This window comes from Chitinimonas prasina, assembly GCF_030160395.1.
In the GTDB taxonomy this organism is placed as follows: Bacteria; Pseudomonadota; Gammaproteobacteria; order Burkholderiales; family Chitinimonadaceae; genus Chitinimonas; species Chitinimonas prasina.
On record NZ_BSOG01000002.1, the window covers coordinates 510,918 to 537,239 of the forward strand.

Genomic DNA, 26,322 nt, shown 5'->3' on the forward strand with positions numbered 1-26,322 from the left:
CACGACAGCACGATGTACAAAAGCAAAAGCCGCAGCACGATGCTGCGGCTTTTGCCTGTCTTGGCCATCAGTTAGCTGATGTACTGGAACAGCGACAGATTCTGTATCGATGAGAACGATTTGCGTGCTGCATCCAGATAGGTCTGGGTCTGGGTAAAGTCACTGATAGCCTGGGCGTAGTCCAGGTCGGTCAGCTTGGAGATAGTGGTCTTGTACTGCACATTGAGGTCTTCGTTGGTGCTCTGCACCGACTCGCCCTCTTTCTGCCTTGAGCCTATGCCCGCCTGTATGGTCAGGATACGGGTAAGGGCGTTATCCAGATTGGACAAGGTCGTATTGAGCTTGTTCTGGAAAGTGGCGCCGCCCAGATTGGTCTCCTCGTAGCGCTCCAGCGCGGCCGAGAAATCGCCTATGGTGCTGAACAGGTCATAGTCGCGGCTGGCTTCCAGGCTGAAGCTGTCACCATCCTTGGGTACGCCATCCACCGACATCTTGCCGCCAAAATCCCATCCAGGGTACAGCGCACCAGTTTCACCGGTCTGCTGGGAAAAAATGATGTCCGAACCTGCCGCGTACTTGCGCGGAAAGCTATTGGGGTTGCCGGCGCTGTCGGTGCGGGTTGCCGTCGGATTGGCGGCACTGGCGGTGCTGGTGGTGTAATTCCAGCCGTCAATCAAGGAGGTGTTGTAGTTGGCCGAGGCCGTATCGTTGTCGATGATGTCGTAGCTGGTCAGCATCTTGGCCGGATTGTTCGGGTCCGGCACCGAGTGGAACTGCACCCGGTAGTTCTGGTTGTTGAGCGGATTGGCCCACTTTACCGGGTCGGTCACCACGCCGGGGCTGACAACCCCAGTGCCGCCGTTGGCCTGCAGCTTGGCATCGAAGGTTGCCGTACCGTTCACGGCGGTAGGCTGGTTGCCTTGCGCCGTAATCACCATGCCCAGGGCAGACACACCGCCCACCAGCGCAGCATGCGACGCTACCGTGGTAGCGCCATCCGCCCGGGTGATAGTGTAGTTGCCACTGACACTGTCCCAGTCCACCCGGTAGTCTGATGCCACGAAGCCCCCCGCCGGATCACGCGAAAACTGGATGGAACCGCCATCGCCCACCCTGATCGTACGCGGCAATTCAGGCTGGGTCTGCGCAGTCGTAAAGGTGCCGTTGCCATTTTTGATCTTGACGAAGATATCCGATCCGGAATCCGATACCGGTATCTGCCGCGATGGCGACACCTGAACTGCGCGCTGGCCCTGGTCGCCGTCATAGCGCACATTGCCGTAGCCTTGCTCATTGAATGGCTTGGTATCGCCCTTGAAGCCGGCAAACAGGTACAGCCCGTTGCCATCCGTCGTATTCGCCAGCCCCAGCAACTCCTGGTACTTGCCACGGATGTCGGCCTCCACCATACGCTTCTCGGCATTGGTCAGCGTGGTAGCACCCGACTGCACCGCCAGTTGCTGGATATCCTGTATGACGCCGATAGCATGCTGCAGATTGGCCTCGGTCAGTGCCATGGTGTCATTGGCGTACTTCACATTGGTGACGTACTGCTCGTTCTGCCGTGTCGCCTGGGTCAGATCCAGCGAACGGGCCGAGGACACCGGGTCATCCGAAGGCGTCAATATCTTGCGGCCAGTCGATAGTTGATTCTGCAGCTTGAACAGATCAACCTGGCGATTGTTCATATTGAACACGCCCAGGTTGTAGATGGAACTGGTGGCGACACGCATGCTATTTACTCCTGCAGATCAATCGCTGCTTAACGGCCTATGTTCAGGACTTCCTCGAATGCCTTCTGGGCAATCTGGATTACCCGGCTCGATGCCAGATAGGCCTGCTGGTAGATAAGCAGATTTGATGCCTCCTCATCGAGATTGACCCCTGACGCTTCTGCCAGCTTGGTTTGCGACTGCATCAACAGCTGGGATTGAGCCGCCTCGTTGATATTGACCTGGTTGGCGCGCACGCCCACATCGGCTACCAGCTTGCTGTATGCACCCTGGTAGCTGGCCGTGCCTCCGCTAAGGATATTGGTAGTCTGCAGCTTGCCCAGCGCCAGCATATTGCGGGAATCGGCCTTGCCGCCGGTGTTGGGTTCGACCAGGAAGGTATCCCGGGCTGCGGGCACGCCGGTGATCTGCACGGTCCAGCCGTTGTAGGAGATATTGCCGTTCGAGGTATAGGCCTGTGAGCTGAACTGCACGGTCATACCGCCATCCACCACATTGCCGGTAGCCGGGTCCAGGCTGTTGCCACCCGACACGATATTGCCGCTGCGATCGACAATATTGCCGGTATTAGGCTGGAAGCGGTTGCCGGTTGCCGGGTCGATCACCTCGCCAGTGCTTGGGTTCACCAGGTTGAAGCGGGTCGCCGTTTCGAACCGTATCGCCACCGGCGTCTTCATATCGGTGTTGATGGGCATGGTGGTGACCACGCCAGCCGATATATTGGCCGTCCCGGTGTTCTTGCGCGGGTCTATCACGAAGCGGTCACCGGCGACAGGTGGGCCGCCACCGTCGGTAATCTGCACGGTCCAACCGTTGTAGCTGATGTTGTTACCGGAGGTGTAAGTCTGGTTGGCTGCCAGCACGGTACCCGTGTTGGCATCGCGGATATCAAAGGTGCCCGCAGCCGTAAACAGTATCTCGATCTTCTTGGCCGCCACCCCACCCTGTGCCGCCACTGAAGCCGATACGCTGTTGATCAGCGCGCCACCGGTGTTGGCGGCATTGGCCGACGAGGCGATGCTGAAGGTATCTGATGAGGTACGGATGGGGGCCGCTGCCGCCACCTTGGCCGTATCCTTGATCATCACCGTCATCTCATCGGCAAAGCCACGGGTAGGCAGTACCGTAAAGCGATCCCCCGCCACCATATTGCCGGCATTGATGCGGAAGGACAGGCCATCAATCTCGATAGGCGGGTTGGCCCAGGCCGAAGCATTGATATTGAACTGGGCGCCATCCTCCCTGCGCACTACCCGGTAATCTGGGCCGTCAAAGATGAATTCGTAATCGCTGGTGGTCAGCTTGCTGATATCGGATATCGAGACCTGCAGATCGGCATTGCCTTGGTTCCGTCCATTGGCGATCACTTCGGAGGCGGCGGGCCTGAAGCTGATGCCTACATTCTCGCCAGCCAGCAGATCAGGGCCGGTAGGTGGGTTCACATTGGGGTTGATCTCCAGCTTGAAGCGGACACCAAAGGCGGTGAAGCCAGTGGCGCTGGTCAGCTCGCCCGATGCCAGGCTGACAGTGGCGGTTTGCCCATCAGTCAGCCGGGTGATGGTGTAGTTGGTGCCGGTATTGTCCAGCGCGATATTGTAATCACTCTCGACGAAGGGACGTACCGATGTCAGCTCAGCCGTCAGGCTCACCTGGTTGCCACCTACGCGTGGCTGGGCGCTAATGCGTTCGGTGGGGAACTGGAAGAAATTGCCGCCATATTGGCCGTTCAGATCCTGCCCCTTGCGGTGCTGCTCGTTGAAGGTCTGCGCCAGCGCTAGCGCCACCCGGCCAAGGGAATTCTGCGAGACATCCAGCACTTCCTTGCGGAATTCCAGCACGCCGCCCAAGGAGCCGCCGGTAATCATCTCGGAAGGAATGACAGCAGTCACGCCAAACTGCTGGTAGGCCACATCCAGGCGGGATGGATCATCCACCGCCTGCACGGCGCCCAAGGTGAACGAGCGGTTGCCCACCACCAGGTTCTGGCCATTGCCGATAAAGATGTTGTAGCTGCCATCGGTCTGCTTGATGACCGTGGATTTGACGTACTGGTTCAGCTGGGTGACCAGATGATCACGCTTGTCCAGCAAGTCATTGGGCAGGTTGTTACCCACCGTGGTGGACAGGATGATCTGGTCGTTCAGGTGGGCAATCTGGCCGGTGATGGAGTTGATATTGCCTACCGTGGCCTGAATCTCGGTATTCACATCGCTGCGCAGCGTCTGCATGCGCGAATCCACCGTCTGCAGCTTGGTGATCATGGATTCAGCCAAGCCCAATAAGGATTGCCGTGCGGTCACATCCTGCGGGTTATTGGCCACCGTCTGCACACCGGTGAAGAAGTCCTGCAACGAGGGCGAAAAACCGGCAGAAGGGTCGGCCAGCAGATTGTCTAGATCAGCCAGGTGGGATTTGAGGTTGGTCAGGTACCCGGCCTGCGCCTGTGCTGTCTGCACCTGACGGCCAACAAACTCGTTGTAGATACGCGTAATGGTATCGACCTGTGCGCCACGGCCCAGGAAGCCACCGCCGGTGGGCGTGGGCTCTACCGCGCTCTGGCTGATCACCTGCCTGTTGTAGCCGGGTGTGCTGGCATTGGCGATATTGTGGCTGGTGGTGGTCAGCCCAATTTGAGCCGCCTTCAGACCCGATACTGCGATGCCGTAAATACCGTTACCCATGATTTCCTACCTCTGCCGCCCATGTGTCGGCACGTCTATCGTTATTGCTCAGGCAGCCTTATAGGCCTTCAGCGCCGGGTGCTCAGCCACGCGGGCCAGCTTGTCGGCATAAGCCGGGTCGGTGGCATAGCCACCTGCTTGCAGTTCCTTGCCGAAGACCTTGGCATCTGCACCGGCCTGCGCCGCATCGCCATAGCGCGAAGACAGCAGGCGTGCGTAATCGGCAAAGGCTTCGGCATAGCTGTCGTAGACACGGAAACGTTCCACCCGCTTCTGCGCTACGCCATCTACGTATTCGGTGGTGGTAATGTCCGTGGTCTTGCCTGCCCAACCCCGGCCAGCCTTGATGCCGAACAGGTTGTGGCTGTTGTTGCCATGGGCATCGACTATGGGTTTCTTGCCCCAGCCGCTTTCCAATGCGGCATGTGCCAGCATCAAATGGGGCGACAAACCCAGCGATTGCGCAGCGGCAAGGGCAGACTGGCCGATGTCGCCTATGAACTCGCCGGCATCGCCAGCCACTGCCGCAACCGGAGCGGCAAGCTTTGCCGCCACGTTAGCCGCCGCATTGCCCCCCCAACTACCGCGCGCGGGGCTGCGCTGCATGATCTGCAAGCTTTCGGGGTTGTTCATCCGCTCTATCTGGGCGGCGATCAAATCTGCCAGCCCCAGGCCACGACCAGCACCGCTGGTCATGTTCTGCGATAGCTGCTGGTCATACATGGACTGGAACATGCCCACCGTGCTGCTTTCCAGCTCATCAAACTTGGGTGTCGCGTCACGCATGGATTTCATCACCATGTCGAGAAACATCTTCTCGAACTGACCCGCCACCTCGCGTGCAGCCCCTTTGGGGTCCTTGGCTAGCCGGGCGCGCAGATCACCCACAGCCTGCGCATCTATCGCGAGCTTGGCGTTGAGGCTGGCATCAGTGGGGTTGGCAGTGAGTTGCATGGCGCTTGTCGGTTTCGAGTAGGCTCGAACCAGACAAAGCAAAGATGATGCCTGACTATATTACCTATACAATTCAATAGCTTGAACTGAAAATAATGGGCAATTCCAATCATCAGACCAGGTGGGCGGCAAGAACTGCCACCTGCAGCAAATGGCAACAAAAAAGGGCGCCAAGGCGCCCTCCTCTACTACGCGGTTTGGGGGTCAGATCACTTCCAGATCCGCCTTCAGCGCACCAGCAGATTTCATGGCCTGCAGTATGGCCAGCAGATCCTGCGGCGTGGCACCTATCTGGTTAAGCGCGCGCACCACTTCGTTGAGCGAAGCACTACGCGGCACTGCCGTCACGCCGCCTTTTTCCGCCTTCACTTCCACATCGGCATTCTGTACCGGCTGGGTATCGCCGCCGGATAGCGGCTTGGGTTGGCTGACTTCATTCTTGGCCGAGATGGTCACCGTCAGGTTACCGTGCGATATCGCACACGGCTCCAGCGTTACTGCCTTGTTCATGACCACCGACCCAGTACGGGCATTGATGATTACGCGGGCCACCGCATCTGCCGGAATCACGTTCAGGTTCTCGAGCTTGGCCATGAAGCTGACACGTGCGTCGGGGTCCTGTGGTGCGCGAACTTGTATGGTGCGGGCATCCAGCGCACGGGCGGTAGACGCCCCCATACCGGTATTGATGACCTGCGCAACCTTGCTGGCGGTGCTGAAATCCGCATCATGCAGCGCCAGCGTGATGTAGTCGCCCTCGCCTACGCCACCAGGCACTTCGCGCTCCACCGTAGCACCATTGGGTATGCGCCCTACCGCCAGTTGGTTGACCTGGGTGCTGGAGCCCCCGGCCGATGCGCCCGCACCCGCCACGATCACATTGCCCTGAGCAATGGCGTAAACCTGGCCATCCGCCCCCTTGAGCGGGCTCATCAGCAGCATGCCACCGCGCAAGCTCTTGGCATTGCCTATCGATGACACGGTGACATCAATGGCCTGACCTGAACGTGAATAGGGCGGCAAGGTACCGGTTACGGTCACTGCCGCCACATTCTTGAGCTGGAGACTGGTCCCTGGGGGCAATTGCACCCCCAGCTGGGTGAGCATATTGATGACGCTCTGCACGGTAAACGGTGTCTGTGTGGTCTGGTCACCGCTACCATCGAGGCCCACCACGATGCCGTAGCCTATCAACTGGTTGGGCCTGACCCCGCCTATGCTGGCCAGCTCCTTGATTTTCTGGGCGTAAACCGTACTGCAGCCAAGGGCCAGGAGTAGACAGGCTATCAGGCGGACTGCGGTACGGTTTAGAAGCATCGGGTCAGAATGGCAGGAAGCTGAAGAAGAATCGCTGCAGCCAGCCGGCACGGTCGGCGGATGCAATCGTACCGCTGCCCATTTCTTCTATGCGGGCCTCGGCAATCTTGTTTGAGGATACCATATTGCCCGCTTTCACATCGGCCGGGTTGACGATGCCCGATACTCGCAAATAACTGATTTCGCCACGGATATTGACCTGCTTCTCGCCGGCTATCACCAAGTTGCCATTGGCCAGCACATCCACCACCTGTGCTGTGATCTGCCCACGGAAGCTGTTGCTGGAACTGGCTGTGCCCTTGCCATCATGCTTGTTGGTTGACTGCGTATCGAGCGCCAGTCCGCCCAATATGCCTCGGAAGAAGTTCGAGCTGGCATTGACATCCACCTCGGTACTGTTCTCGCTGGTCCGCTCGGCCTTATTGGCAGAATTGCTGCTGGCGTTGATCTGTTCTTCAATCAGCACCGTCAGGTTGTCACCCATATGCCGGGCCAGCCTGTCCTCAAACAGCGAGCGGGCCGTTGCCGCCTGGTAGATGCTGCCCCGCCCTGCCGCAACCTGCGGCTGCGCCATGGGCCGTACACTGGTCGGTTGGGTGACGATGGTCGGTGGGATGCTGCTGGCGCAAGCGCTGAGCAACAACACGGCAATCAGGCTGAAGGTGTTACGTATCATGGCCAGGCTCCTGTCAGTATTTTGCTTATGCCATTGGTTCACGTACGTGGTTTACAGCTGTGTCAGCTTCTGCAACATCTGATCCGAAGTCTGGATGGAGCGCGAATTGATCTCAAAGGCCCGCTGCGCCTGGATCATATTGATCAGCTCTTCGGTGATGTTGACGTTGGAGGTTTCAACATACTGCTGGTTGAGCACACCCAGGCCTGTCTGTCCCGGCGTACCGGCCTGCGGCGCACCAGATGCCGCGGTCTCCAGATAGAGGTTCTCGCCCACGCTCTGTAAACCGGCCGGGTTGATGAAGGTCGCCAGTTGTATCGTGCCTATCTGGGTAGCCTGGGTCTGCCCAGCCTGCAAGGCGGTCACTATGCCGTCACGGCTGACACCAAACTGCAAAGCACCTTCCGGTACGGTGATGTTGCCTTGCAAGGGGTAGCCTTCAGCCGTAACGATTACCCCCTGATTATTCAACTGAAAGGCACCATCCCGGGTATAGCCTATGGTGCCGTCCGGCATCTCGATCTGGAAGAAGCCGCGGCCATTGATGGCAATATCGTAGGGATTGTCGGTCAGCTGCAGATTGCCCTGGGTGTGGATGCGCTCTGTAGCAACCGGCTTGACCCCGGTACCCAGCTGCAGTCCCGTGGGCAGTTGTGTCTGCTGGCTGGTCGCGCCGCCTGGCTGGCGCAGCGTCTGGTACAGCAGATCTTCAAAAATCGGCCGGCTACGCTTGAAGCCGTTGGTATTGACGTTGGCCAGGTTATTGGAGATGACGTCGATGTTCATCTGCATCGCGTCCATGCCTGTCTTGGCAACCCACAGAGAGCGCATCATGGCGGCTATCCTTTCGTCTTTCCTGTCGTTTTTTTCGTATCTTGCTGGTACTGGCTGGCGGCTTAGCTTACGGCCATGATCTGTGCGGCAGCCTTGGCGTTCTGATCAGCTGTTTGCAACATTCGTACCTGAAGATCGTAGTTGCGCTGGTAATCAATCATTTTCACCAGTTGATCCACCGCATTGACGTTGCTGGCCTCCAGCGCGCCATTGGTCATCTGTACGCTGGCGTCGACCTGGGCTGGCTGACCATCGCGCAGCCTGAACAACCCATCGCTGCCACGTTCCAGCTGCAGCTCGTCTGGCCTCACCAGCTTGATGCGGCCTATCTCATTGCTCTGCGCAGGGTCATTGGCCGGTGCAGCAGTGATCGTGCCGTCCTTGCCAAAGGTCACGATGCTGTTTTCGGGAATGATGATGGGGCCGCCATCGCCCTGCACGGGATAGCCCTCGCGGGTCTTGAGCAGGCCCGTCGCGTCGATTTCCAGGCTACCGTTGCGGGTATAGGCCTCGCCATTGCCAGTCTGGACTGCGAACAAACCCTCGGTCGTGATGGCGATATCCAGCTCACGTCCGGTGGTCTGCAGGGAGCCAGGGCTGAAATCCGAACCTATTGTCTGTTCCAGCGTATAGCTGCGGGTCTGGTATCCGGTGCCGCCGACGGCTTGCACGGCGCGAGACGCCGCCAACTCCTGCTTGAAGCCAGGCGTGGTGGCGTTGGCCAGGTTGTTGGCGACGGTGGCCTGCTGCAGACTGGCGTGCTTCGCCCCTGTCATGGCCGTGTAGATAAGCCGATCCATGCAACTCTCCCAGAGCGGCAAAGCTCGCCGGTTGCCCGGTAAACCTTGCCGGTCGTTTAACGATCCGCGCGGAGAGCGCTAGGTCGGCTCTGAGGCGTTAACGCAGGTTGACCATGGTCTGGAGCAACTGGTCCTGCGTCTTGATCGTTTGCGCATTGGCCTGGTAGGACCGTTGCGCGGTAATCATGTCCACGAGTTCCTTGGTCAGGTCGATATTGGAATCCTCGACCGCGCCCGACTGCAAGGCGCCAAAGTCACTCGTACCCGGCGTACCAATCCGCGCCTGGTTGGACGCGTAGCTTTCTGCCCAACGGTTATCGCCCAAAGGCTGCAAACCCTGCGGGTTGGCAAAGTTGAACAGCGTTATCTGGCCTATCGTGCGGTTCTGGCCGTTGGAGTAACGGCCCAGTATCAGACCATCCTTGCCTATCGACAGACCCGTGATATTGCCGTCTGCATAACCATCCTGGCTCAGTTCATTCACACCGAACTGGTTGCCGAACTGTGTTGTTCCCGTCAGGAAGGTGGTAAACGCCAAGGGCGTCTGCGCACCGCTCGGTGACGGTATAGGAGAGGTATATGCAAAGCTCGTGCCACCATTCATCTTGCCGGCGGAATCAAAGGTCACATAGCCCGGTTGCAGTACTGGTGTTGCCCCATCAAAGCTCGTCTGCACCTCCCAGGCATTCACCCCTACCTTGGTCATATAGAAGGTCAAGGTATGCCTTACCCCTTGCGAGTCATACACATCCGCCGAGGTCGAGTGGGTAAAGGTATTGGGGTCCGTCGGGTTCACCGCCGGTGAGCTGCGGGTCTCCACCGAACCGGCTGTGAACACCCCCGCACGCTGGGTCACACCCTGCAAGCTGAGATTGAAGTTCATCGGGCCGCCGGGCTCGCCAAAGGGCCCAGGCGGGTAGGTATAGGTTGCCGGGATGATGGGAGCGGAAATGATCTGGCCGTTGGTATTGAACACCACGGCCGGAATAGGGGTGACGCCGTCAGGCAAGGTGGAGACCGGCCCGGCACCATCGATATCATAGGTCGCCGTCCAGGTATTGGTGGCCGCCTTGGTCAGGGTAATGGCCAACGTATGGGTGACACCATTGGGGTCGCGGAATGTCGTGTTGTAGACATGGGGCGTGGTGACCGGGTCATTGGCGTCCAGATTGGAGTTGTAGACCGACACCGTGGTGCTCGATCCCACATCGCTGACACTGATGGTGCCGTTGACAGGCGCAGCTGTCTCCTGGATGCCGGAAAAATTCAGATTGAAGTTGAACGGTGTCGAGCCATATGCCGGAGCAGGCGAACCTATGGGGTAGGACACCGACTGGGTAGCGCCCGATTGCAGCTGCCCCCCGGGAGTGAAGACCAGTGGTGTAGACGTGCTGGTGAACGAGCCAGCCCCATCCAGCTGGGTCTGCACACTCCAGGTGGCTGGACCCACATTGATCAGCCGCACATTCAGCAAATGGAACTGCCCCATGGGATCCGCCACCCGGGTCTGGTAGTCGATCTGGGTTCCTACGCCAGCCCCCTGCTGCAACTGGGCTCCAGTTACGGATACCGTCTGGGTGCCGCGTGATATCAGGTCTTCCCGTGCGTCCAGGTTCATCCCCACCGTCAGGCCGGCATTGGCCAGGGTAGAGCCGCCTGTGGCGCGGGCACCAATATTCGAGGTGCGTACCTGTATGGCCTCGGGTGAGCTGCCGGTCAGCAACTGGTTATTCTCGTTGGCGATGTAACCAGCCAGCTTCTGGCCGTTGTTGACGATGTAGCCGTCACGATCCAGCTGGAACTGACCATTGCGGCTGTAGCTATAGCTACCGGAAGGGTCTATCAGGCGGAAGAAGCCATTGCCCTGTATGGCGATATCCAGGGGGTTGTTGGTGCTGCTGATATTGCCCTGGGCAAATTGCTGGGCCACATTCGACGTGCGGCCACCAATGCCCACCTGCACACTGGTACTAGCCAGGGTGTTGGCATAGATATCGGCAAACTCGGCGCGCGATCCCTTATAGCCGACGGTGTTGGCATTGGCCACATTGTTGCCGACCACGTCGAGGAATTTGGAGGCGGAATTCAGACCGCTCAAACCTTGCTGGAAGCCCATGGTGTTACTCCTGGATATCGCTTGCGGATTACGCTGTTTGATTCTTTACCGGCTGCAGCCGGCGGGCATTACATGATGCTGGTGACATCGCCAAACGGCAGTACACGGCCATCGGTCAGCCGCAGATTGACCGTGCCGCCAGTCATTGCCACGCTGTCGACCTTGACGTAGGTGTAACTTGGAATCTGCTTGTTGCCGCCATTGGCTTGCGCCACCGAGGCAGAAATGTAGTACTTGCCGGCAGGCAGGCTATTACCATTGGCTCCCTTGCCATCCCACTCCACCGCCTGGCGGCCACCGGGCTGCTTACCCAGCTGTATCTCATCCACCTTGTTGTTGCTGGCATCGTAGATGGCAACGGTTACCACACCGCCCTCGGCAGGCACATCGATCTCATTAGTGACGGGCTTGCTGCCGTCGAACTGCATCGTGTCGCCTTCCACCATCACCGTCTTGCCAATCAGCGCCGCTGCCTGGTAACTCTGGGCGGCATTGAAGGTCGCCATCATGCTGGTGATGCTGGCGTTCATGTTCTCTATCCCACTAACAGTGCTCATTTGCGCCATCTGGCTGGTGCTTTCCGCACTATCCATGGGGTTCATCGGATCCTGGTTCTGCAACTGGGTAATCAGCAGCTTAAGGAAGCGATCCTGGGTTTCCTGCGATTTGCTTTTATTGTCGCGAGCCTTGTTGATGCTCTCGAACAGGTCTGCACTATTGGTCACGCCAGTGGTGGTGGTCATGGCGGCGGTCCCCTATCAGGCCTGGCCCAGTTGCAGCGTCCGCTGCAGCAAGGTCTTGGCGGTATTCATCATGTCGGCATTGGTCTGGTAGGAGCGCGAGGCGGAGATCATATTGGTCATCTCCTCCACCACGTTCACATTGGGCATGGCGATATAGCCATTGCCATCTGCCAGCGGATTCTTGGGGTCGTACACCAATCTGGGCGGCGCCTGATCTTCCGACACGGCCGCAACCGTCACCCCCACTGCCTGGGGCTGCCCGGCATTGAGCTGGGTGGCAGCAAACACCACTTGCTTGGCACGGTAGGGTTGCCCCGTGGAGCTGGTGGCGCTCTCTGCATTGGCCAAGTTGCTGGCAGTCGCATTCAGTCGTATTGACTGTGCGGTCATGGCCGACCCAGCAATATCAAACACGCGGAATAAAGACATGTTGTACTACTCCTGTTTTCCTGCCTGGCCAATTAGCGGCGCTAGACTAGATTCTGCTCGCTGCGCTTACTGCGACTGCAATGCAGACTTGTAGCCTTCGATGCGGCGCTGCAGAAAAGTCAGCCCAGCCTGATAGCGGATGGCATTGTCGGTGAAATTGCTCATTTCCACGTTCATGTCCACCGTGTTGCCATCGATCGACGGCTGTATATCGTTGCGGTACATCAGTTCAGCCTCCAGCGTGCTGCTGGTCTTACCCGCCAGATGCCGGCTATCGGTCCTTGCCAGCCCCACGCCCTGCCCAGCGCCACGCTGAGCCGATACCGCATTGCCCAGTGCCTGGGCAAAATCAAAATCACGGGCTTTGTAGCCCGGGGTATCGGCATTGGCGATATTGCTGGCGATCACTTCCTGCCGCGTTGCCCTGAGCTTGAGCGCGGCTTCGTTGAAAGCAAGGTGGTTACTCAGCCTGGATATCATGGCGGCCTCACGAAGTGAATTGCTGTTTTATGGTCCTGTCGGATAACAGCAAAGCACGCAGCATGCCAAGCCATGATTCACCATAAAATCAATCCCTTCCCTATCGTACCTGGGTACGGCAAGCGGCCAGGCGGCAAGCCTTGCCGCCTGCCGCCAAGGGTTAGCGGCAAATGCCGCCCGGGCTGCCAAATGCAAACAGGCCAGCGCAAAGGCTGGCCTGTTCTGACTGAAAAGCGTAGGAGGATAGGTACTGCCTATTTACCTAGCAGACCGCTAATGTCCTTGGCTTCCCAGTTTGGGAAATACTTGCGCACTAGGCCATTGAGCTCCACCTCGAAGGCCCTCAATCGCTCCAGTTCGTTCAGGTCGGCCTGCCCGCTCTCTGCCACCGCCGCGGCCACCACCATGCCGGCACCGGCCGTCGCATTGCTCAGGCGGTCTATCACGATCAGGCTGCCCGTGCCACGGCACTCGCGGTAGGCATCGAACGCCACTGGCGCATTGAGGGTAATCCGGCACAGGCCGATTTCGTTCAGGCCCAGTTGGTGGGTCTCCATCTCTGCCAACGTATTGACATCCACCCTATGCAGAACGCGCTCAACTCGGCCAAACACCTGCTTGCCCGACAGCTTGAAGGCATACTCCTTGCCCGGCACCAACGCTTGCTCGCTCATCCAGACGATATGACTGTCCAGCGTGGTGGAGACATTGGGGCGTGTTTCGCTGGCCTTGACGATCATGTCGCCGCGGGAGATATCGATCTCATCCTCCAGGGTCAGGGTGATCGCCTGGCCACTGAATGCACGCGGCTGCTCGCCCTCGTAGGTCACTATGGCTTTGACCCGGCTTTGCTTGCCCGACGGCAGTGCCACAACGGCATCGCCCGGATGGATTTCGCCCGCAGCGACGGTACCGCAGAAGCCCCGAAAATCCAGGTTGGGACGATTGACGTACTGTACCGGCAAGCGGAAGGCATCAAGATGCACATCCTTATCTATTTCCACCGTCTCCAGCAGCTTCATCAGCGTCGGCCCGGTATACCAGGGTGCCTGGGTCGATTCGCTCACCACATTGTCGCCACGCAAGGCTGAAATCGGCACGAAGCGGATATCCGGTATACCCAGTTGCTCGGCAAAGGCCAGGTATTCCGACTGTATGCGTTCGTAAACGGACTGGTCAAAATCCACCAGATCCATTTTGTTCACCGCCACGATCACATGCCGTATACCCAGCAGGCTCACGATAAAGCTGTGCCGGCGTGTCTGCGTCTGCACACCGCGACGGGCATCGATCAGGATGATGGCCAGATTGCTGGTCGAGGCCCCCGTCGCCATATTACGGGTGTACTGCTCATGACCCGGACAGTCGGCAATGATGAACTTGCGCTTGTCCGTGCTGAAGTAGCGATACGCCACATCAATGGTAATGCCCTGTTCGCGTTCGGCCTGCAGGCCATCCACCAGCAAGGCAAGATCAATCTCTTCATCAGTGGTGTTGTACTTCTTGGAATCTCGCTGGATAGCCGCCAGTTGATCCTCGAAGATCAGCTTGGAGTCGTGCAGTAGGCGTCCAATCAGGGTGGACTTGCCGTCGTCCACATTCCCACAGGTGATGAAGCGCAACAGGTCCTTGTTCTCGTGCTGCTTGAGATAGGCCAGGATGTCGCTGGCAATGAGGTCAGATTGGTGCGACATCAGAAATACCCTTCCATTTTCTTCTTTTCCATTGAGCCGGCCGAATCATGGTCTATCACCCTGCCCTGCCGCTCGCTGGTCGTGGTCAACAGCATTTCCTGGATGATCTCCGGCAGCGTAGCCGCAGTGGATTCCACTGCCCCGGTCAACGGGTAGCAACCCAGTGTACGAAAACGTACCGACCGTGTCGTGATGCTGGCCTTCTGTTCAGGCGTCAGGTACTCGAGGATGCGGTCGTCGTCCAACATCACCAGCGTGCCGTTGTAGTTCACCACCGGCCGCTCAGCAGAGAAGTAGAGTGGCACGATCTCGATGCTTTCGAGATAGATGTACTGCCAGATATCCAGCTCGGTCCAGTTCGACAGCGGGAACACCCGTATGCTCTCGCCCTTGTCTATCTTGGAGTTGTAGATATTCCAGAGCTCTGGCCGCTGGTTCTTGGGGTCCCAACGATGGTGCTTGTCCCGGAATGAATAGACCCGCTCCTTGGCGCGGCTCTTTTCCTCATCGCGCCGGGCGCCGCCGAAAGCAGCGTCGAAACCATGCTTATTCAGCGCCTGCTTCAGACCCTCGGTCTTCATCACATCGGTATGCTTGGCCGAACCAGCGGTAAACGGATTGATGCCTGCCTTAACCCCGTCCTCATTCACGTGCACCAACAGATCCCAGCCTTCCTTGGCCTGCTTATCGCGTAGCGCGTACATGTCCCTGAACTTCCAGGTGGTATCCACATGCATAAGCGGAAAAGGTGGCTTGCCAGGGGCAAAGGCTTTTTTTGCAAGATGCAGCATCACGGCTGAATCCTTGCCGATGGAATAGAGCATCACCGGGTTGTCGAATTCGGCGGCAACCTCGCGGATGATATGGATGGACTCGGCCTCAAGCTGCTTGAGGTGGGTCAGGCGAAGTTCGGGAAGCGTCATACGGTATTCTGCAATCTCGATATGTGGAGGCCCGTCAATCCGGCCATCGAAGCAGCTGTTTTACCAGAAGCCAGGCTGGTACAGAAAAACCGAATAGTCATATCGTTATCCAGAGCTGGTAGGGAAGGGTAAAATCCGGCATTGACCACTTTGCGGCGCCGCCATGCTCAGTTACCGCCACGCCTTTCATGCCGGCAATCATGCCGACGTGCTCAAGCACTACCTGCTTACCCGCCTGCTGACCTATTTCAACCAGAAGGACAAACCCTACTGGTATATTGATACCCACGCTGGCGCCGGTTGCTACCAGCTGGATACAGGTTTTGCCGCCCGTAATGCAGAATTCGCCGCCGGCATCGCCCGGCTGTGGAACCGGCAAGACCTGCCGGAAGGGCTTGCTGCCTATGTTGACCTGATCAAGTCCTTCAATCCCGACGGGCAATTGCGCTACTACCCAGGCTCGCCACTGGTCGCAAAGCGTTGCCTGCGGCCAGAGGACAAACTCCGGCTGTTTGAACTGCATCCCACCGACTTCCCCCTGCTGGAAGAAAACATGGCCGGCAGCGGGCGCCAGGCCTTGCTGCAAAAAGGCGATGGATTTGCTGGGCTCAAGGCCCTGCTCCCCCCGCCTACTCGCCGGGCACTGACTTTGATCGACCCCCCCTACGAAATGAAGGATGACTACGGCCGGGTGGTGGAGGCCATGGAAGAGGCACTCAAGCGCTTTGCCACGGGTGTCTACGCCATCTGGTACCCGATGCTGCAGCGTAGCGACTCGCAGCTACTCCCCGAAAAGCTCAAACAACTACCGGTCAAGAGTTGGCTGCATGCCAGCCTGACGGTACATCGCCCGCGTGCCGACGGCTTCGGCATGCATGGCAGCGGCTTGTTTATCCTCAACCCGCCCTGGCTGCTGCATGATGAATTGCAGGCCACCTTGCCCATACTGGCCAAAGCCCTGGCGCAAGACATCGGGGCAAGCTTCCAGCTGGAACAACTGGCAGGCTGAGTTCAAGCCCCGCAGCGTGAGCCGGATAGCAAGCAAAAAAAGCCAGCGGGGTTAGCCGCTGGCTCGAAGATCTGCTGCTTGGTGTCCGGGGGCTTAACCTTGCAGCAGTGACAGGACTTGATTGGGTAGCGAATTGGCCTGGGCCAGCATCGCAGTACCCGCTTGTTGCAGAATCTGGGCTCGGGTCAGGTTGGCCGTTTCCGATGCAAAGTCCGCATCGCGTATCCGGGACCGGGAGGCCGACAGGTTTTCCGAGGTGATTTGCAGGTTGGAAATCGTGGATTCGAACCGGCTTTGTAGTGCGCCAAACTTCGAACGTTGGTCGTTGATGGCTGAGAGTGCACCATCCACCGTACGCAGCGCCTGGGTTGCCGTCTCCACCGTAGACACATCCAGCGTAGCTACCGTCTCCAGATCCGATGCAACTGTTGGCGTCAGCGTGGCGTCGGCCGCCGTGCCACCCAGTACCCCTTCGCGGAAGTGGATTGTGGTACCCGGTGTCAGCGCGAAACTGGACGAAGAGTTCAGCGTCAGTTGACCGCCAAAGGTGAACTTGCCTTGAGGGGGCGTACCCAGCGTGGCCTGCGACAGCACGTTGGCTGCTGCTGCGCCTGTCTGCGATACAAAGGTGCCGCCGCTTGATACATAACCGCCGCTGACGTTTGCACCGGCAGGCATCACTGAGGCGCCGATGGAGATATTGCCGCCATCCGGGTTGCGCAGTATCAGCGCCTGACCATCATCCGAGATACGCGCCGTTACACCTGTGGACGACGACTTGTCGTTGAACGCCGTCACCGCCTGCTGCAGATTGAGTGACCCATTTCCGTTGCGGGTAATGGCAAACGAGATATTGGCGAGGTTGGTCGTGGAGTTGTTACTCAGCAAATCCAGCGTATAGGTACCGGAGCCCTGGGTCGCACCGCCACTAAAGCGGAACGCTACTTCGGTCTGCGCTGCCGCTGTCACACCCGTTTGCGAGGTCACGGCGTTGATCTTGTCCGCCAGGCTGCGAGCAGAATCACCAGTCACGCCGGAGATGGTCACAGTGCCAGCGAAACCCCGTACTTCGAAGGTGCCGCTAGGGGTGATCAAGGCACCCGGTACATGACCACCCGTCAGGGTACCCGCCGAGACAGCCGTGCCCGAGATATGCGAGCTATTGCCAATCTGGTAAGTACCATACTGATCAGTGCGGAAATTGCGGGTGGTCGCCGTAATCGTCTGATTGGCATTGGCGCCCACCTGGAAGATAGAGGAGGTGGTCGAGCCATCGAACAGTTTGAGACCGTTGAATTCGGTCGCGCTGGCAAAGCGATCCAGCTCCGCCACCAGCTCGTTGACTTCGGAATTCAGCGCAGCGCGATCGGACGCCGAATTGGTGGCATTGGCCGACTGCACGGCCAGCTCACGTATCCGCTGCAGGATGTTACCCATCTGCTGCATGGCGCCTTCGGCGGTCTGCACCAGCGACACGCCATCATTGGCATTGCGTCGTGCCTGGTCGCTACCGCGAATCTGCGAGGTCATGCGCTCGGAAATCGCTAGGCCAGCCGCATCATCCTTGGCGGAGTTGATACGCAAACCTGAAGACAGCCGCTGCAACGAGGTGTTGAGGCTGTTTAACGAAGTATCCAGATTCCGCTGCGCGTTTAGCGAGGGAATGTTGGTATTGATAACTTGCATGATTGCTCTCCTTAGCCTTCTGTCCTGGGTAGCAGGACGTAGTCGCTAGACCACCGATTGGAAACGTCGCTTTTTTTGATCGCTTTCATTTCCCCACGATTGCTACCCATGCCCCCGGGCAACAAACCGACTGTCAAGACGCAACAGCTGAATAACTCAAAACAAGACAAGCTCATTCACCCGTGCGCGGGGAGTACATACGCTAATCAGCATGCATACCCCACCCCGCTTTCACGTCCCGCCCAATCCCCATCGCTGCCGACATTGCGGCAAGAATGGCGAACTACCTGTTGATTCGGTCTCGGTCTGCTCATCGCGGACACCAATGACGGTTTGGACGTAGTAGTAACAGCAAAGGGTGTGCCAGCTTTGTTGGCAACCTTGCAAAAGCCCGAATCGAAAGGCCTTCACTCACAGCAATGCAAGATGGGGGCCAGTACGACCTGCTCCAGCAAACCCAGCAAGCACGCCACTTGTAGCGATGCCTCTGCTCGGCCGTAGCCGCGCAGCACGCTTTTTCTGCGGCCCCGCCATATAGCGGCAGACCCTCTGCTTAGCCAGCAGGGCTGAGGGTGCCAGGAGGCCACGCATGCCCACCACATCGCCCCCCAGGGCCTTGAGCAGCTGGAAAAGCAAACATGCTTGCCGCTCAGATGGTGCAAGCCAGTCGCTTCAAAGCAAAACCGGCAAGTGCCTGGAAGCACTTGCCGGTTTCATATGTCCTGGCGGCAAGAATTTGCCGCTTTGATTTCAAGGGTTTGCCGCGCTACAGCCCGCCAGGCGGCAAGAGAGCCTCAGCTGATTCTGGCGCCAATCCGGTCTGCACCTGCTGCTCCAGCATATGGATGAAAGCCAGCAACTCCGCCACCGCACGATATAGTTCTGCAGGAATGTGCTGATCGAGGTCCACCTGCATCAGCAGCGTTACCAGCTCAGGCGACTCATGGATATAAACACCGGCTTCCCTGGCTTTTTCGATGATGGTTTCTGCCAGCAGGCCACGGCCCTTGGCGACCACCCTAGGCGCTTGGCTGCCCTCCCGATAGGCCAAGGCAACCGCTTCCTGCTGAGGCGCACGGCGGAACCGACTAACTTCCATCGTCAGTCTCCAACGCCACCTGATTCGCAGTCAGTTCAAGCCCCGCTGCATCAAGCTGGGCCTGCAACTGCGACTGCGCTCCCCTGATGCGTTCTGCCGTCGCCACCTCTGCCACCCTGAAGCCCACCTCGACCCGGGTCTTGTCCGACAGGCTGATGAGGATATCCACATGGCCCAGATGCGGCAGCACCATTTCCAGCCGGGTATGCCAGATCTTGCCCTGGGCGCCCTCCTCCTGGCTGCGGTTGCCGCCGTCTTCTTCCACTTCCCAGCGCAGCGGCTGGCCCGGCCATGCCTGCCCCATCCAGACCACCTGGCGCTGATCCAGCGCCTGCAACTGTTGCTGCACCAATTGGCGTGCTGCTGCAGGCATATTGTCGAGCTCGCCATTGCCGGACTCTGCAGCCTCCTGCGCCAACAGCTCAGCCCCTGTTCTATTGAGCTCCTGCTCTTGCTCGGGTAGCGCCAGAGTATTGGCACGGCCTTCCAGTACGGGCCTGGCCAAGCGCTCGGCCTCTGCCTTAGCCTCGGGCCTGGAAGCGCCTGCTTCAAGCCATTTGGCTGGCGGCTCCTGCTGCAACTGGCTTAATGGTCTTTTTCCACCGGCCCACTCTGCCACATGCGACTCATAGAACAAGCCACTGGCCGACAGCACCTGCTTGAGGGTCTCGGCCAGCTTCACTGTTTCTGGCTTGGCTTCCGTAAACAAGGGATTGGCGCGGGCAAGCGCCTGGGCATCCTGGGTGGCATCGTCCTGATTGCCTGTACCGGTAATCAGATTGCCGATAAACCGGGCGGTCGGGCTCAGTTCCACATCGACCGACTGGTTGTTAGCAACAGGCTGCGGCAGCGGCGCCGACTCGGCATTACCACGCTGCAGTAGAAAACTCAGGCGAGGCGAGTTGCTCACCACCCGCATATCCAACTCTTCGCCCGCTTCCGTATTGCGCGGCAGATTCAAATCCAGCAACTGGTCCTTCACCAGCACTGCAAATCGGCCAGTAGGCAGTTGGCTGGTTACCAACGCACGCACCTGCTCACCCACGGTGAATAGCTGCTGTATCTCCTGTATGGCATCGACCACCTGCACCAGAGATTGCTCTGGCGCGCGGATATAGGCTTGCAGCTGGCTGGCGACAGCATTGGCGGGAATCATGTTGGCTCCCGATGCGGATTGGGGTGCCTGGAGAAAGCCGGCATCACGATGTCATCAAGGTCGCTGAGAGGCGCGATACAAGGCAACAATCAACTCTGCCTCCCCGCGCGATATGCCGCAACTGGCGGCTACGGCGGCAGAATCCAGCCCTTTCTGGGCCAGCTTCAGCGCCTGACCATAGGCCGATTCGCTTTCCGGTGGCGCGGTCACCGGCTCATCTTCCTCCAGCCTGGCACGCAATCCGGCCACCTCACGCTTGAGCGCCACCATTTCGTCACGAAGCCATTCCTGCTCGGCTTCCAGTGCATGGGTCAAATGAGGTTTATGCTGCTCACGGCGCAGCCGCAACAACACGACGGCCAAACCCGCCGCCAACAGCAGCAGGCCCGCGATCAGCAGCGATTGCCAGCTAAGAAAGATGCCATTCATGAGCCTGCTCCGTCAGAACGGCCACAACATAAACTCACTAACCGCCGTAAGCCCTCAGCAAGCGGTTGGATTTTTGTTTGGCGCCATCTATGTCCTGCAATATCCGACCTAGCTCGTCCCGCCACGCATCGATACGGCTGTAGGCTTCCTCGTGTGCTTCACGCACGGCACTCAAGCGAGCGGCAAGTTCTGCCGCCACCGTTGCCGGCAGCTGCGCAGCCGGTGGATTCACCTGGGCAAAAGCTTCCGTTGCCGCTGTTTGCACCTGTATGGCATCCACAACCTCATCCCACTGCTCGGCACGGGCTAGCGCCAGCAGTTGCTGGGTGGTTGCCGCCAGCGCTTCCAGGCGCGACAGTAGCTCAGACACGACCATAACTCAGTGGCACCCGTTGCTCCGGTTTGCCCTCACTCACCTGCGGCGCAGCTGCCGCCAGCGTCGCCACACGGTTTTGTTCGATTTCTTCCCAGGCTGATTTCAACTGGTTCAACAAACCGTGTACTTCATCCAGCGCAGCCACATCGTTACGCAGATTTGCTTCCAGCAAGCGGGCAGACATGTACTCGTACAAACCGTCCAGGTTTTCTGCCAGCTCGCCACCAGCCGTCTTGTCCAGGCTGACACGCAGTCCTTCTTCAATGATAGCGATGGCTTTGGAGATTGCTGACCCTTTGGCAGCAATCATTTCGCCGCCAATGAATGCCTTGGCTTGCAATATGGCCTTGATCGCACCGTCGTACAGCATGCAGATCAACTTGTGTGGGCTGGCGGTATCAATTTCATACTCCAGGCCACCCTTGCCATAGGCATCAAGCGCGTTACGTATCGGGGTTGCCATCTATTGTTTCCTCAGTGCCAATGCCGATTCTACCTGCGATTGTTCGCAGTCAAGGCCGCGAGCTGCTGATTGAGATAGCTGCTGGTGTTCTGCAGGCTTGCAATCTGTACATCCAGCGCAGTGAACTGGGCACGATAACGCGCCTCGGTGGTGACCATGCGCCGCTCAAACCGCTCCTTCTGGTCGTCCACACCCTTGATCGCCTTACTGATGCTATCGCTACGGCCTGCCAAGGTGCCAGTCTTCGATTGTATGGAGGTCAACAACTGATCCAGCTGGTAGGCAAAGCCACGGTTATAGGTAGCCATGCCCCGACTTGCGCCATTGGGCGATGCCAAACCGCCGCCAACCTCCAACGCCAGGCCTGTCGCCTCACCCTGCCCGGTCAACACCTGGCCCGCCCCCTGCGCCTGCACCCCGCCTATGCTACCCGCCACATCCAGGCCAGTTGTCACCCCGGCACGTACCGACAAGCCCAAGGTTTCGCGCACCGAGGGATTGGCCGAGGTAATCTCGATCGCCGAGTTGGTACCGGTATTAGCCGAGAAGAACTCCAAGCGGTTATTGGCACTATTGTAAACCACCTTGGCACCGGCCAAGGCTGGCTCGGCATCCAGCTTGGACTGGATATGCAAAGCGAGGTCATTGCCATTGGCGTATGCCGCTGCATCAAGGGTGATGGCCGTTGCTGCACCGCCGTTGACCTTTAGCGTCAGGCTGTCATTGACGCCTGCGGTAATGGTCGACGACATCAAGGTACCGCCAAACAGGGTTGCCTGCTTGCCGGTAGTCATGCCCAGCATCGTTTGGGCATCGGCGCTGGCGGTACCAATCTCGACCTTCGACTCCTTGCCAAAACGGGTGGACGAGAATTCGAAGCGCTCAGTGACGCTATTCCACACCACCGAAGCGGTAATACCAGATGCCTTGATGCCGGTATCGCCATTGATCTTGGTCTGCATTTCAGCGGCCAAAGCACTCATGGAGCCATAGTTCTTGGCCTCCAGCGTGATATTGCCGCTGCTTTTGCCATTGATGGAAATAGTGAAGCTGCTGCTGAGCCCCGTCAGGTCGAAGTTGGTGTTGCTGACGGTGTTAGCCCGCACTATGCCCTGGGTTGCCAGATCGGTAATGATGACCGGGTAGTTGCCAGCCTGCGTGGCTGCCTTGCTGCTGATGTACTTCACCTGCTGGTCGGTAGTGGAACCATAAGCGCCAAACAGGGAGGCCACGGCGTCGGGGTTGCTGGCCAGTGCCTTGCCGAACTTGTCGGTATCAAAGGTCATGACGCCAGCTTTATCGAAACTGATACCCACGTCCGTGAGCCGGCGCAAGTCGCCCGATCCTGCCATTACACCATTCAATATGCCTTTCAGCTGGGTTTGTACCGACCGTATGGCCTGATCACCCTGCAAAACAGCCGCTTCCTTGCTTTTGTCATTGTAGGCAGTCAGCTCCTTGAGCTGCGCCATTAGTTCGTTGTAACCCTTAACGAACTCGCCTACCTTGTCTACTACCCCGGACGTATCGCGGCTGACGCTCAGCGAAGTCGTCTTGCCCTCGGTAGCCTTTTGCAACGTCAGGGTCACGCCAGACAGCACATCACTCACCACATTGCTAGCCTTGGTGATCTTGATGCCATCCAGGTAAAAAACCGCACTCTGGGCTTGCTGGGTCTGCGTCATGTTCTGGCCAGAACCCACAGCCAGGGTGGCGTCATAGGCCAGTTGCGACAGGCCGGCGGCATCGGTCGCATTGCCGTCATCATCGGTCACGCTGATCTTCATTGACGCATCGGCGCCACTTTCGGTGGCCGACAGAACCAACCTGAAGCCGCCGCCATCGTTAATGATGGAGGCGGTCACCCCTGCTTTTTTTGCATTGATGGCGTCGCGTATGCCGGAGAGTGTATTGCTGCCAGGGCCGATATCGACCTGGATGGCTGCCTGCTTGGCATTCAGCGTGAACTTGGTATCGGTAGGCTCGTAAGTGCCATCCGGATTCAGATTTGAGGGGTCAGCCGGGTCAATCTGCTCCAGCGTGCCGAACTGTATGGTCAGCTTGCCGCTACCCACCACCGAATCGATGCTCGAATAGCTGCCTGACTTGACCTTATGGCTCTGGGCGATCTGGTCGACCTTGAGCGAATAGGAGGAAGCCGTGGCGATGCTCGATACCGTCACGGTCCCTATTGTGGTGTCAGCCAGCGTTGCACTCATCTTGCGGAACTGGCTGGTTGAAGTAAGCCCGGCCACCGTCCCCTGAAAGGTGGATAGCGCACTCTTGACCGAACCCAGGGCCGTCAGCTTGGCCTCGAACTCTGCCTTCTTGAGCGCCATCTGCTTTTCAGGCATACGCTCGGCGGTCATCAGTTGGGTGATCAGACCGTTGATATCAAGACCAGATCCTACGCCCGACGTGGTGATGGCCATGGCAAACTCCTTACACGACTGATTGCTGAACCTGGCTTCAAGCAATATTCACGCCTGACCCAGCAATACCCTGAGGGTGAAATCACCCTCAGGCTTTTTCCTTGATCAGCAAGCCCTGCAGCTTGTCGATGGCTTTGGCGATCGCCAGGACTTCCTCGGTAGGAATCTGACGGACCACCTCTTCCGACTCCTTGTCGATCAACTTGACCACGGTCAGCTTGGTCGAATCATCGATGGAGAACTGCAAGGAGTTATTGAACACAGCAGAGGTCTTGTTCAGGTTCTCTACCGCATTCTTAACGTCTTCCGGGTCTATGCTGGCGCGCACAGCCTGGACTGCATCTGCGCTGACGCGTACCGCCTCTACCGCTTGCCCCGCAGAGGCAGCGTACTGGTTGCGGGCCACAGGGGCATCGGTGGTGCTGGCGCCACCCACCAAGGTGGTGGCAGAACTCAGTGTCTGGATTTGCATGATGAATCGCTCCTTGGGCAAACGCCCCGCTAGGCATAAAGCCTGGCGGGGCACTCACAGGCTAAGCACTAAAGCTTAGTTTAGCCGTTCAAGAGGCTCAACACCTGCTGCGGCAGCGCGTTGGCCTGTGCCAGCATCGCAGTACCAGCCTGTTGCAGAATCTGCGCCTTGGTCAGGTTGGCAGTTTCCGAGGCGAAGTCTGCATCGCGAATCCGGCTACGGGCGGCGGAGAGGTTCTCCGACGACGTTTGCAGGTTCGAGATGGTCGCTTCGAAGCGGGACTGCAGTGCACCGAACTTGGCACGCTGAGCCGTGATCGCAGCAATCGCACCGTCTACCGTACGCAGGGCCTGGGTGGCACCTTCAACGGTGGAGATGTTGATCTCCGACACTTCCTCCAGCTCCGAGGCTAGTACCGTACTGGCTTGCAAGCCCTGCGTATCGTCGTCGTCGAGGGCGCCGAGGTTCAGTTCCAGCGTAGCATCCGATTCGACCGAGAAGGACGAAGTGGAGTTCAAGGTAAGTTGACCACCGTAGGTACGGGCGTCCTCTGCCGTATCGATCACCTCACCATCGGCCACGAAGGTGCCGCCGCTGGAGATGTAACCACCGCTGATGACCTGTGCCGCAGACAGCGAAGTCAGCTTCACGGTGATGTTGCCACCAGTTGCATTTTCCAGCACCAATTCTTCACGGCTATCCGACAGCTTGGCAGTAATACCGGTCAGCGAGGACTTGTCGTTGAAGGCAGTGACAGCTTCTTGCAGGTTCAGCGTGCCGTTCTCGTTCTTGGAGATGGTGAAGCTGACCGAAGCGACCTGTTCCTTCGCCTGGTTACCCAGCACTTCCAGGGAGTAAGCACCCGAACCAGCGGTATCGCCACTGAACTTGAAGCTGGCTGTCGTCCTGGCAGTAGCAGTCACGCCCGTACTGTCGGTCACCGCGTTGATCTTGGTGGCCAGCGAGGCAGCGGTATCACCCGTCACACCCGAGATGGTGGCCGCACCAGCGAAGCCGCGCAATTCGAAAGTACCAGCAGTCAACACCACACCACCGGAGATATGGCCAGTACCGGAAAGATCGTAAGCCGCCACCTTATCCGAGCCCGAAGCACGGATGCTATTACCGACCTGGTAGGTACCGTATTGGTCGGTACGCAAGTTACGGGTGGTCGCCGTGATGTTCTGGTTGGCGTTAGCGCCGACCTGGAAGATGGAGGACGAGAAGGAACCGTCGAACATCTTTAGACCGTTGAACTCGGTCGTGGTGGCGAAGCGGTCCAATTCGGCAACCAGCTCGTTCACTTCGGAATTCAGTGCCTGACGGTCGGACGAGCTGTTGGTAGCGTTTGCCGACTGCACTGCCAGTTCACGGATACGCTGCAGGATATCGCCCATCTGCTGCAGGGCGCCTTCACCGGTCTGTGCCAGCGACACACCGTCGTTGGCATTGCGGCGTGCCTGATCCATACCGCGGATCTGCGAGCTGAAGCGCTCGGAAATCGCGAGACCGGCAGCATCATCCTTGGCGCTGTTGATGCGCAAACCTGAAGACAGGCGCTGCAAGGAGGTGTTGAGCGTATTCGCCGTATTGCCCAGATTGCGCTGCGCATTCAGCGAGGGAATGTTGGTGTTGATCGTTTGCATGGTCGTCTATCTCCATGGGAGGTTGCGTTTTCTTCAGGCCCGCGGAACCCTCGCAGCGCTGAATCCTGACTCACTTATCGGCCTGCGCTGAGAAAACTTTAGCGAAAGTCGATTTAGCTCATTGCTGCTGGGCTGAAGCGGAACATCCCTTGCCGCCCGGCCACTGCCTGCACT

Annotated in this window: 23 protein-coding genes; 1 reads left to right on the forward strand and 22 read right to left on the reverse strand. The window is 58.5% G+C overall.

From position 1 onward, the window contains the following. Nucleotides 1-71: 71 nt before the first annotated feature. The 13 genes from flgL to cysD form a co-directional block, all read right to left on the reverse strand. Nucleotides 72-1,733 carry a flagellar hook-associated protein FlgL gene (gene flgL / locus QQK16_RS09420; RefSeq protein WP_284196201.1) on the reverse strand — a complete coding sequence of 554 codons (1,662 nt, stop codon included), beginning with the start codon at nucleotides 1,731-1,733 and terminating at the stop codon, nucleotides 72-74. 29 nt (nucleotides 1,734-1,762) lie between these two features. Further along, nucleotides 1,763-4,414: a flagellar hook-associated protein FlgK gene (flgK, locus tag QQK16_RS09425; protein WP_284196202.1), complete on the reverse strand. Its 2,652-nt coding sequence runs from the start codon at nucleotides 4,412-4,414 to the stop codon at nucleotides 1,763-1,765. Nucleotides 4,415-4,462: 48 nt separating this feature from the next. Beyond that, nucleotides 4,463-5,368, reverse strand: a complete 906-nt coding sequence (gene flgJ, locus QQK16_RS09430) for a flagellar assembly peptidoglycan hydrolase FlgJ (RefSeq protein WP_284196203.1) — start codon at nucleotides 5,366-5,368, stop codon at nucleotides 4,463-4,465. A gap of 204 nt (nucleotides 5,369-5,572) precedes the next feature. After that, on the reverse strand, nucleotides 5,573-6,685 hold the full coding sequence (locus QQK16_RS09435; protein ID WP_284196204.1) for a flagellar basal body P-ring protein FlgI: 1,113 nt from the start codon (nucleotides 6,683-6,685) through the stop codon (nucleotides 5,573-5,575). Nucleotides 6,686-6,689: 4 nt separating this feature from the next. Continuing rightward, complete coding sequence (locus QQK16_RS09440; protein WP_284196205.1) at nucleotides 6,690-7,361, reverse strand: flagellar basal body L-ring protein FlgH; 672 nt, start codon at nucleotides 7,359-7,361, stop codon at nucleotides 6,690-6,692. A gap of 51 nt (nucleotides 7,362-7,412) precedes the next feature. Beyond that, nucleotides 7,413-8,195, reverse strand: a complete 783-nt coding sequence (gene flgG / locus QQK16_RS09445; protein ID WP_284196206.1) for a flagellar basal-body rod protein FlgG — start codon at nucleotides 8,193-8,195, stop codon at nucleotides 7,413-7,415. Between the two features lie 62 nt (nucleotides 8,196-8,257). Continuing rightward, on the reverse strand, nucleotides 8,258-8,995 hold the full coding sequence (gene flgF / locus QQK16_RS09450) for a flagellar basal-body rod protein FlgF (RefSeq protein WP_284196207.1): 738 nt from the start codon (nucleotides 8,993-8,995) through the stop codon (nucleotides 8,258-8,260). Between the two features lie 97 nt (nucleotides 8,996-9,092). Next, nucleotides 9,093-11,111 carry a flagellar hook protein FlgE gene (locus QQK16_RS09455; RefSeq protein ID WP_284196208.1) on the reverse strand — a complete coding sequence of 673 codons (2,019 nt, stop codon included), beginning with the start codon at nucleotides 11,109-11,111 and terminating at the stop codon, nucleotides 9,093-9,095. A gap of 68 nt (nucleotides 11,112-11,179) precedes the next feature. Then, entirely contained in the window at nucleotides 11,180-11,854 is a 675-nt protein-coding gene (locus QQK16_RS09460; protein WP_284196209.1) for a flagellar hook assembly protein FlgD, read from the reverse strand. Nucleotides 11,855-11,869: 15 nt separating this feature from the next. Then, nucleotides 11,870-12,283 (reverse strand): flagellar basal body rod protein FlgC, encoded by a 414-nt coding sequence (gene flgC / locus QQK16_RS09465; RefSeq protein ID WP_284196210.1) that lies wholly within the window; start codon nucleotides 12,281-12,283, stop codon nucleotides 11,870-11,872. 66 nt (nucleotides 12,284-12,349) lie between these two features. Further along, nucleotides 12,350-12,763, reverse strand: coding sequence for a flagellar basal body rod protein FlgB (gene flgB / locus QQK16_RS09470; RefSeq protein ID WP_284196211.1), 414 nt, complete (start codon nucleotides 12,761-12,763; stop codon nucleotides 12,350-12,352). Between the two features lie 254 nt (nucleotides 12,764-13,017). Then, a complete protein-coding gene (cysN, locus tag QQK16_RS09475) occupies nucleotides 13,018-14,457 on the reverse strand; it encodes a sulfate adenylyltransferase subunit CysN (RefSeq protein ID WP_284196212.1) in 1,440 nt (479 codons plus the stop codon). Next, on the reverse strand, nucleotides 14,457-15,380 hold the full coding sequence (gene cysD, locus QQK16_RS09480; protein ID WP_284196213.1) for a sulfate adenylyltransferase subunit CysD: 924 nt from the start codon (nucleotides 15,378-15,380) through the stop codon (nucleotides 14,457-14,459). Before cysD ends, cysN begins: the two co-directional genes overlap by 1 nt. Nucleotides 15,381-15,543: 163 nt before the next feature. Here cysD and QQK16_RS09485 point away from each other — a divergent pair, with 163 nt between their 5' ends. After that, nucleotides 15,544-16,389, forward strand: coding sequence for a 23S rRNA (adenine(2030)-N(6))-methyltransferase RlmJ (locus QQK16_RS09485; protein WP_284196214.1), 846 nt, complete (start codon nucleotides 15,544-15,546; stop codon nucleotides 16,387-16,389). 93 nt (nucleotides 16,390-16,482) lie between these two features. Here QQK16_RS09485 and QQK16_RS09490 read toward each other — a convergent pair whose 3' ends face one another. From QQK16_RS09490 to QQK16_RS09530, 9 genes are all read right to left on the reverse strand, one after another. Further along, entirely contained in the window at nucleotides 16,483-18,075 is a 1,593-nt protein-coding gene (locus tag QQK16_RS09490; protein WP_308447004.1) for a flagellin N-terminal helical domain-containing protein, read from the reverse strand. Between the two features lie 766 nt (nucleotides 18,076-18,841). Then, nucleotides 18,842-19,174, reverse strand: coding sequence for an EscU/YscU/HrcU family type III secretion system export apparatus switch protein (locus QQK16_RS09495; RefSeq protein WP_284196215.1), 333 nt, complete (start codon nucleotides 19,172-19,174; stop codon nucleotides 18,842-18,844). Further along, nucleotides 19,164-20,330, reverse strand: coding sequence for a flagellar hook-length control protein FliK (gene fliK, locus QQK16_RS09500; RefSeq protein ID WP_284196216.1), 1,167 nt, complete (start codon nucleotides 20,328-20,330; stop codon nucleotides 19,164-19,166). Before fliK ends, QQK16_RS09495 begins: the two co-directional genes overlap by 11 nt. A gap of 54 nt (nucleotides 20,331-20,384) precedes the next feature. After that, a complete protein-coding gene (locus tag QQK16_RS09505) occupies nucleotides 20,385-20,759 on the reverse strand; it encodes a DUF2802 domain-containing protein (RefSeq protein ID WP_284196217.1) in 375 nt (124 codons plus the stop codon). A gap of 37 nt (nucleotides 20,760-20,796) precedes the next feature. Continuing rightward, nucleotides 20,797-21,129: a flagellar protein FliT gene (gene fliT / locus QQK16_RS09510; RefSeq protein ID WP_284196218.1), complete on the reverse strand. Its 333-nt coding sequence runs from the start codon at nucleotides 21,127-21,129 to the stop codon at nucleotides 20,797-20,799. Further along, a complete protein-coding gene (gene fliS / locus QQK16_RS09515) occupies nucleotides 21,122-21,598 on the reverse strand; it encodes a flagellar export chaperone FliS (RefSeq protein ID WP_284196219.1) in 477 nt (158 codons plus the stop codon). Before fliS ends, fliT begins: the two co-directional genes overlap by 8 nt. A 29-nt stretch (nucleotides 21,599-21,627) precedes the next feature. Then, entirely contained in the window at nucleotides 21,628-24,030 is a 2,403-nt protein-coding gene (fliD, locus tag QQK16_RS09520; protein ID WP_284196220.1) for a flagellar filament capping protein FliD, read from the reverse strand. Nucleotides 24,031-24,118: 88 nt separating this feature from the next. Further along, nucleotides 24,119-24,502, reverse strand: coding sequence for a flagellar protein FlaG (locus QQK16_RS09525; protein WP_284196221.1), 384 nt, complete (start codon nucleotides 24,500-24,502; stop codon nucleotides 24,119-24,121). 80 nt (nucleotides 24,503-24,582) lie between these two features. Continuing rightward, on the reverse strand, nucleotides 24,583-26,148 hold the full coding sequence (locus QQK16_RS09530) for a flagellin N-terminal helical domain-containing protein (RefSeq protein ID WP_284196222.1): 1,566 nt from the start codon (nucleotides 26,146-26,148) through the stop codon (nucleotides 24,583-24,585). Nucleotides 26,149-26,322 lie beyond the last annotated feature (174 nt).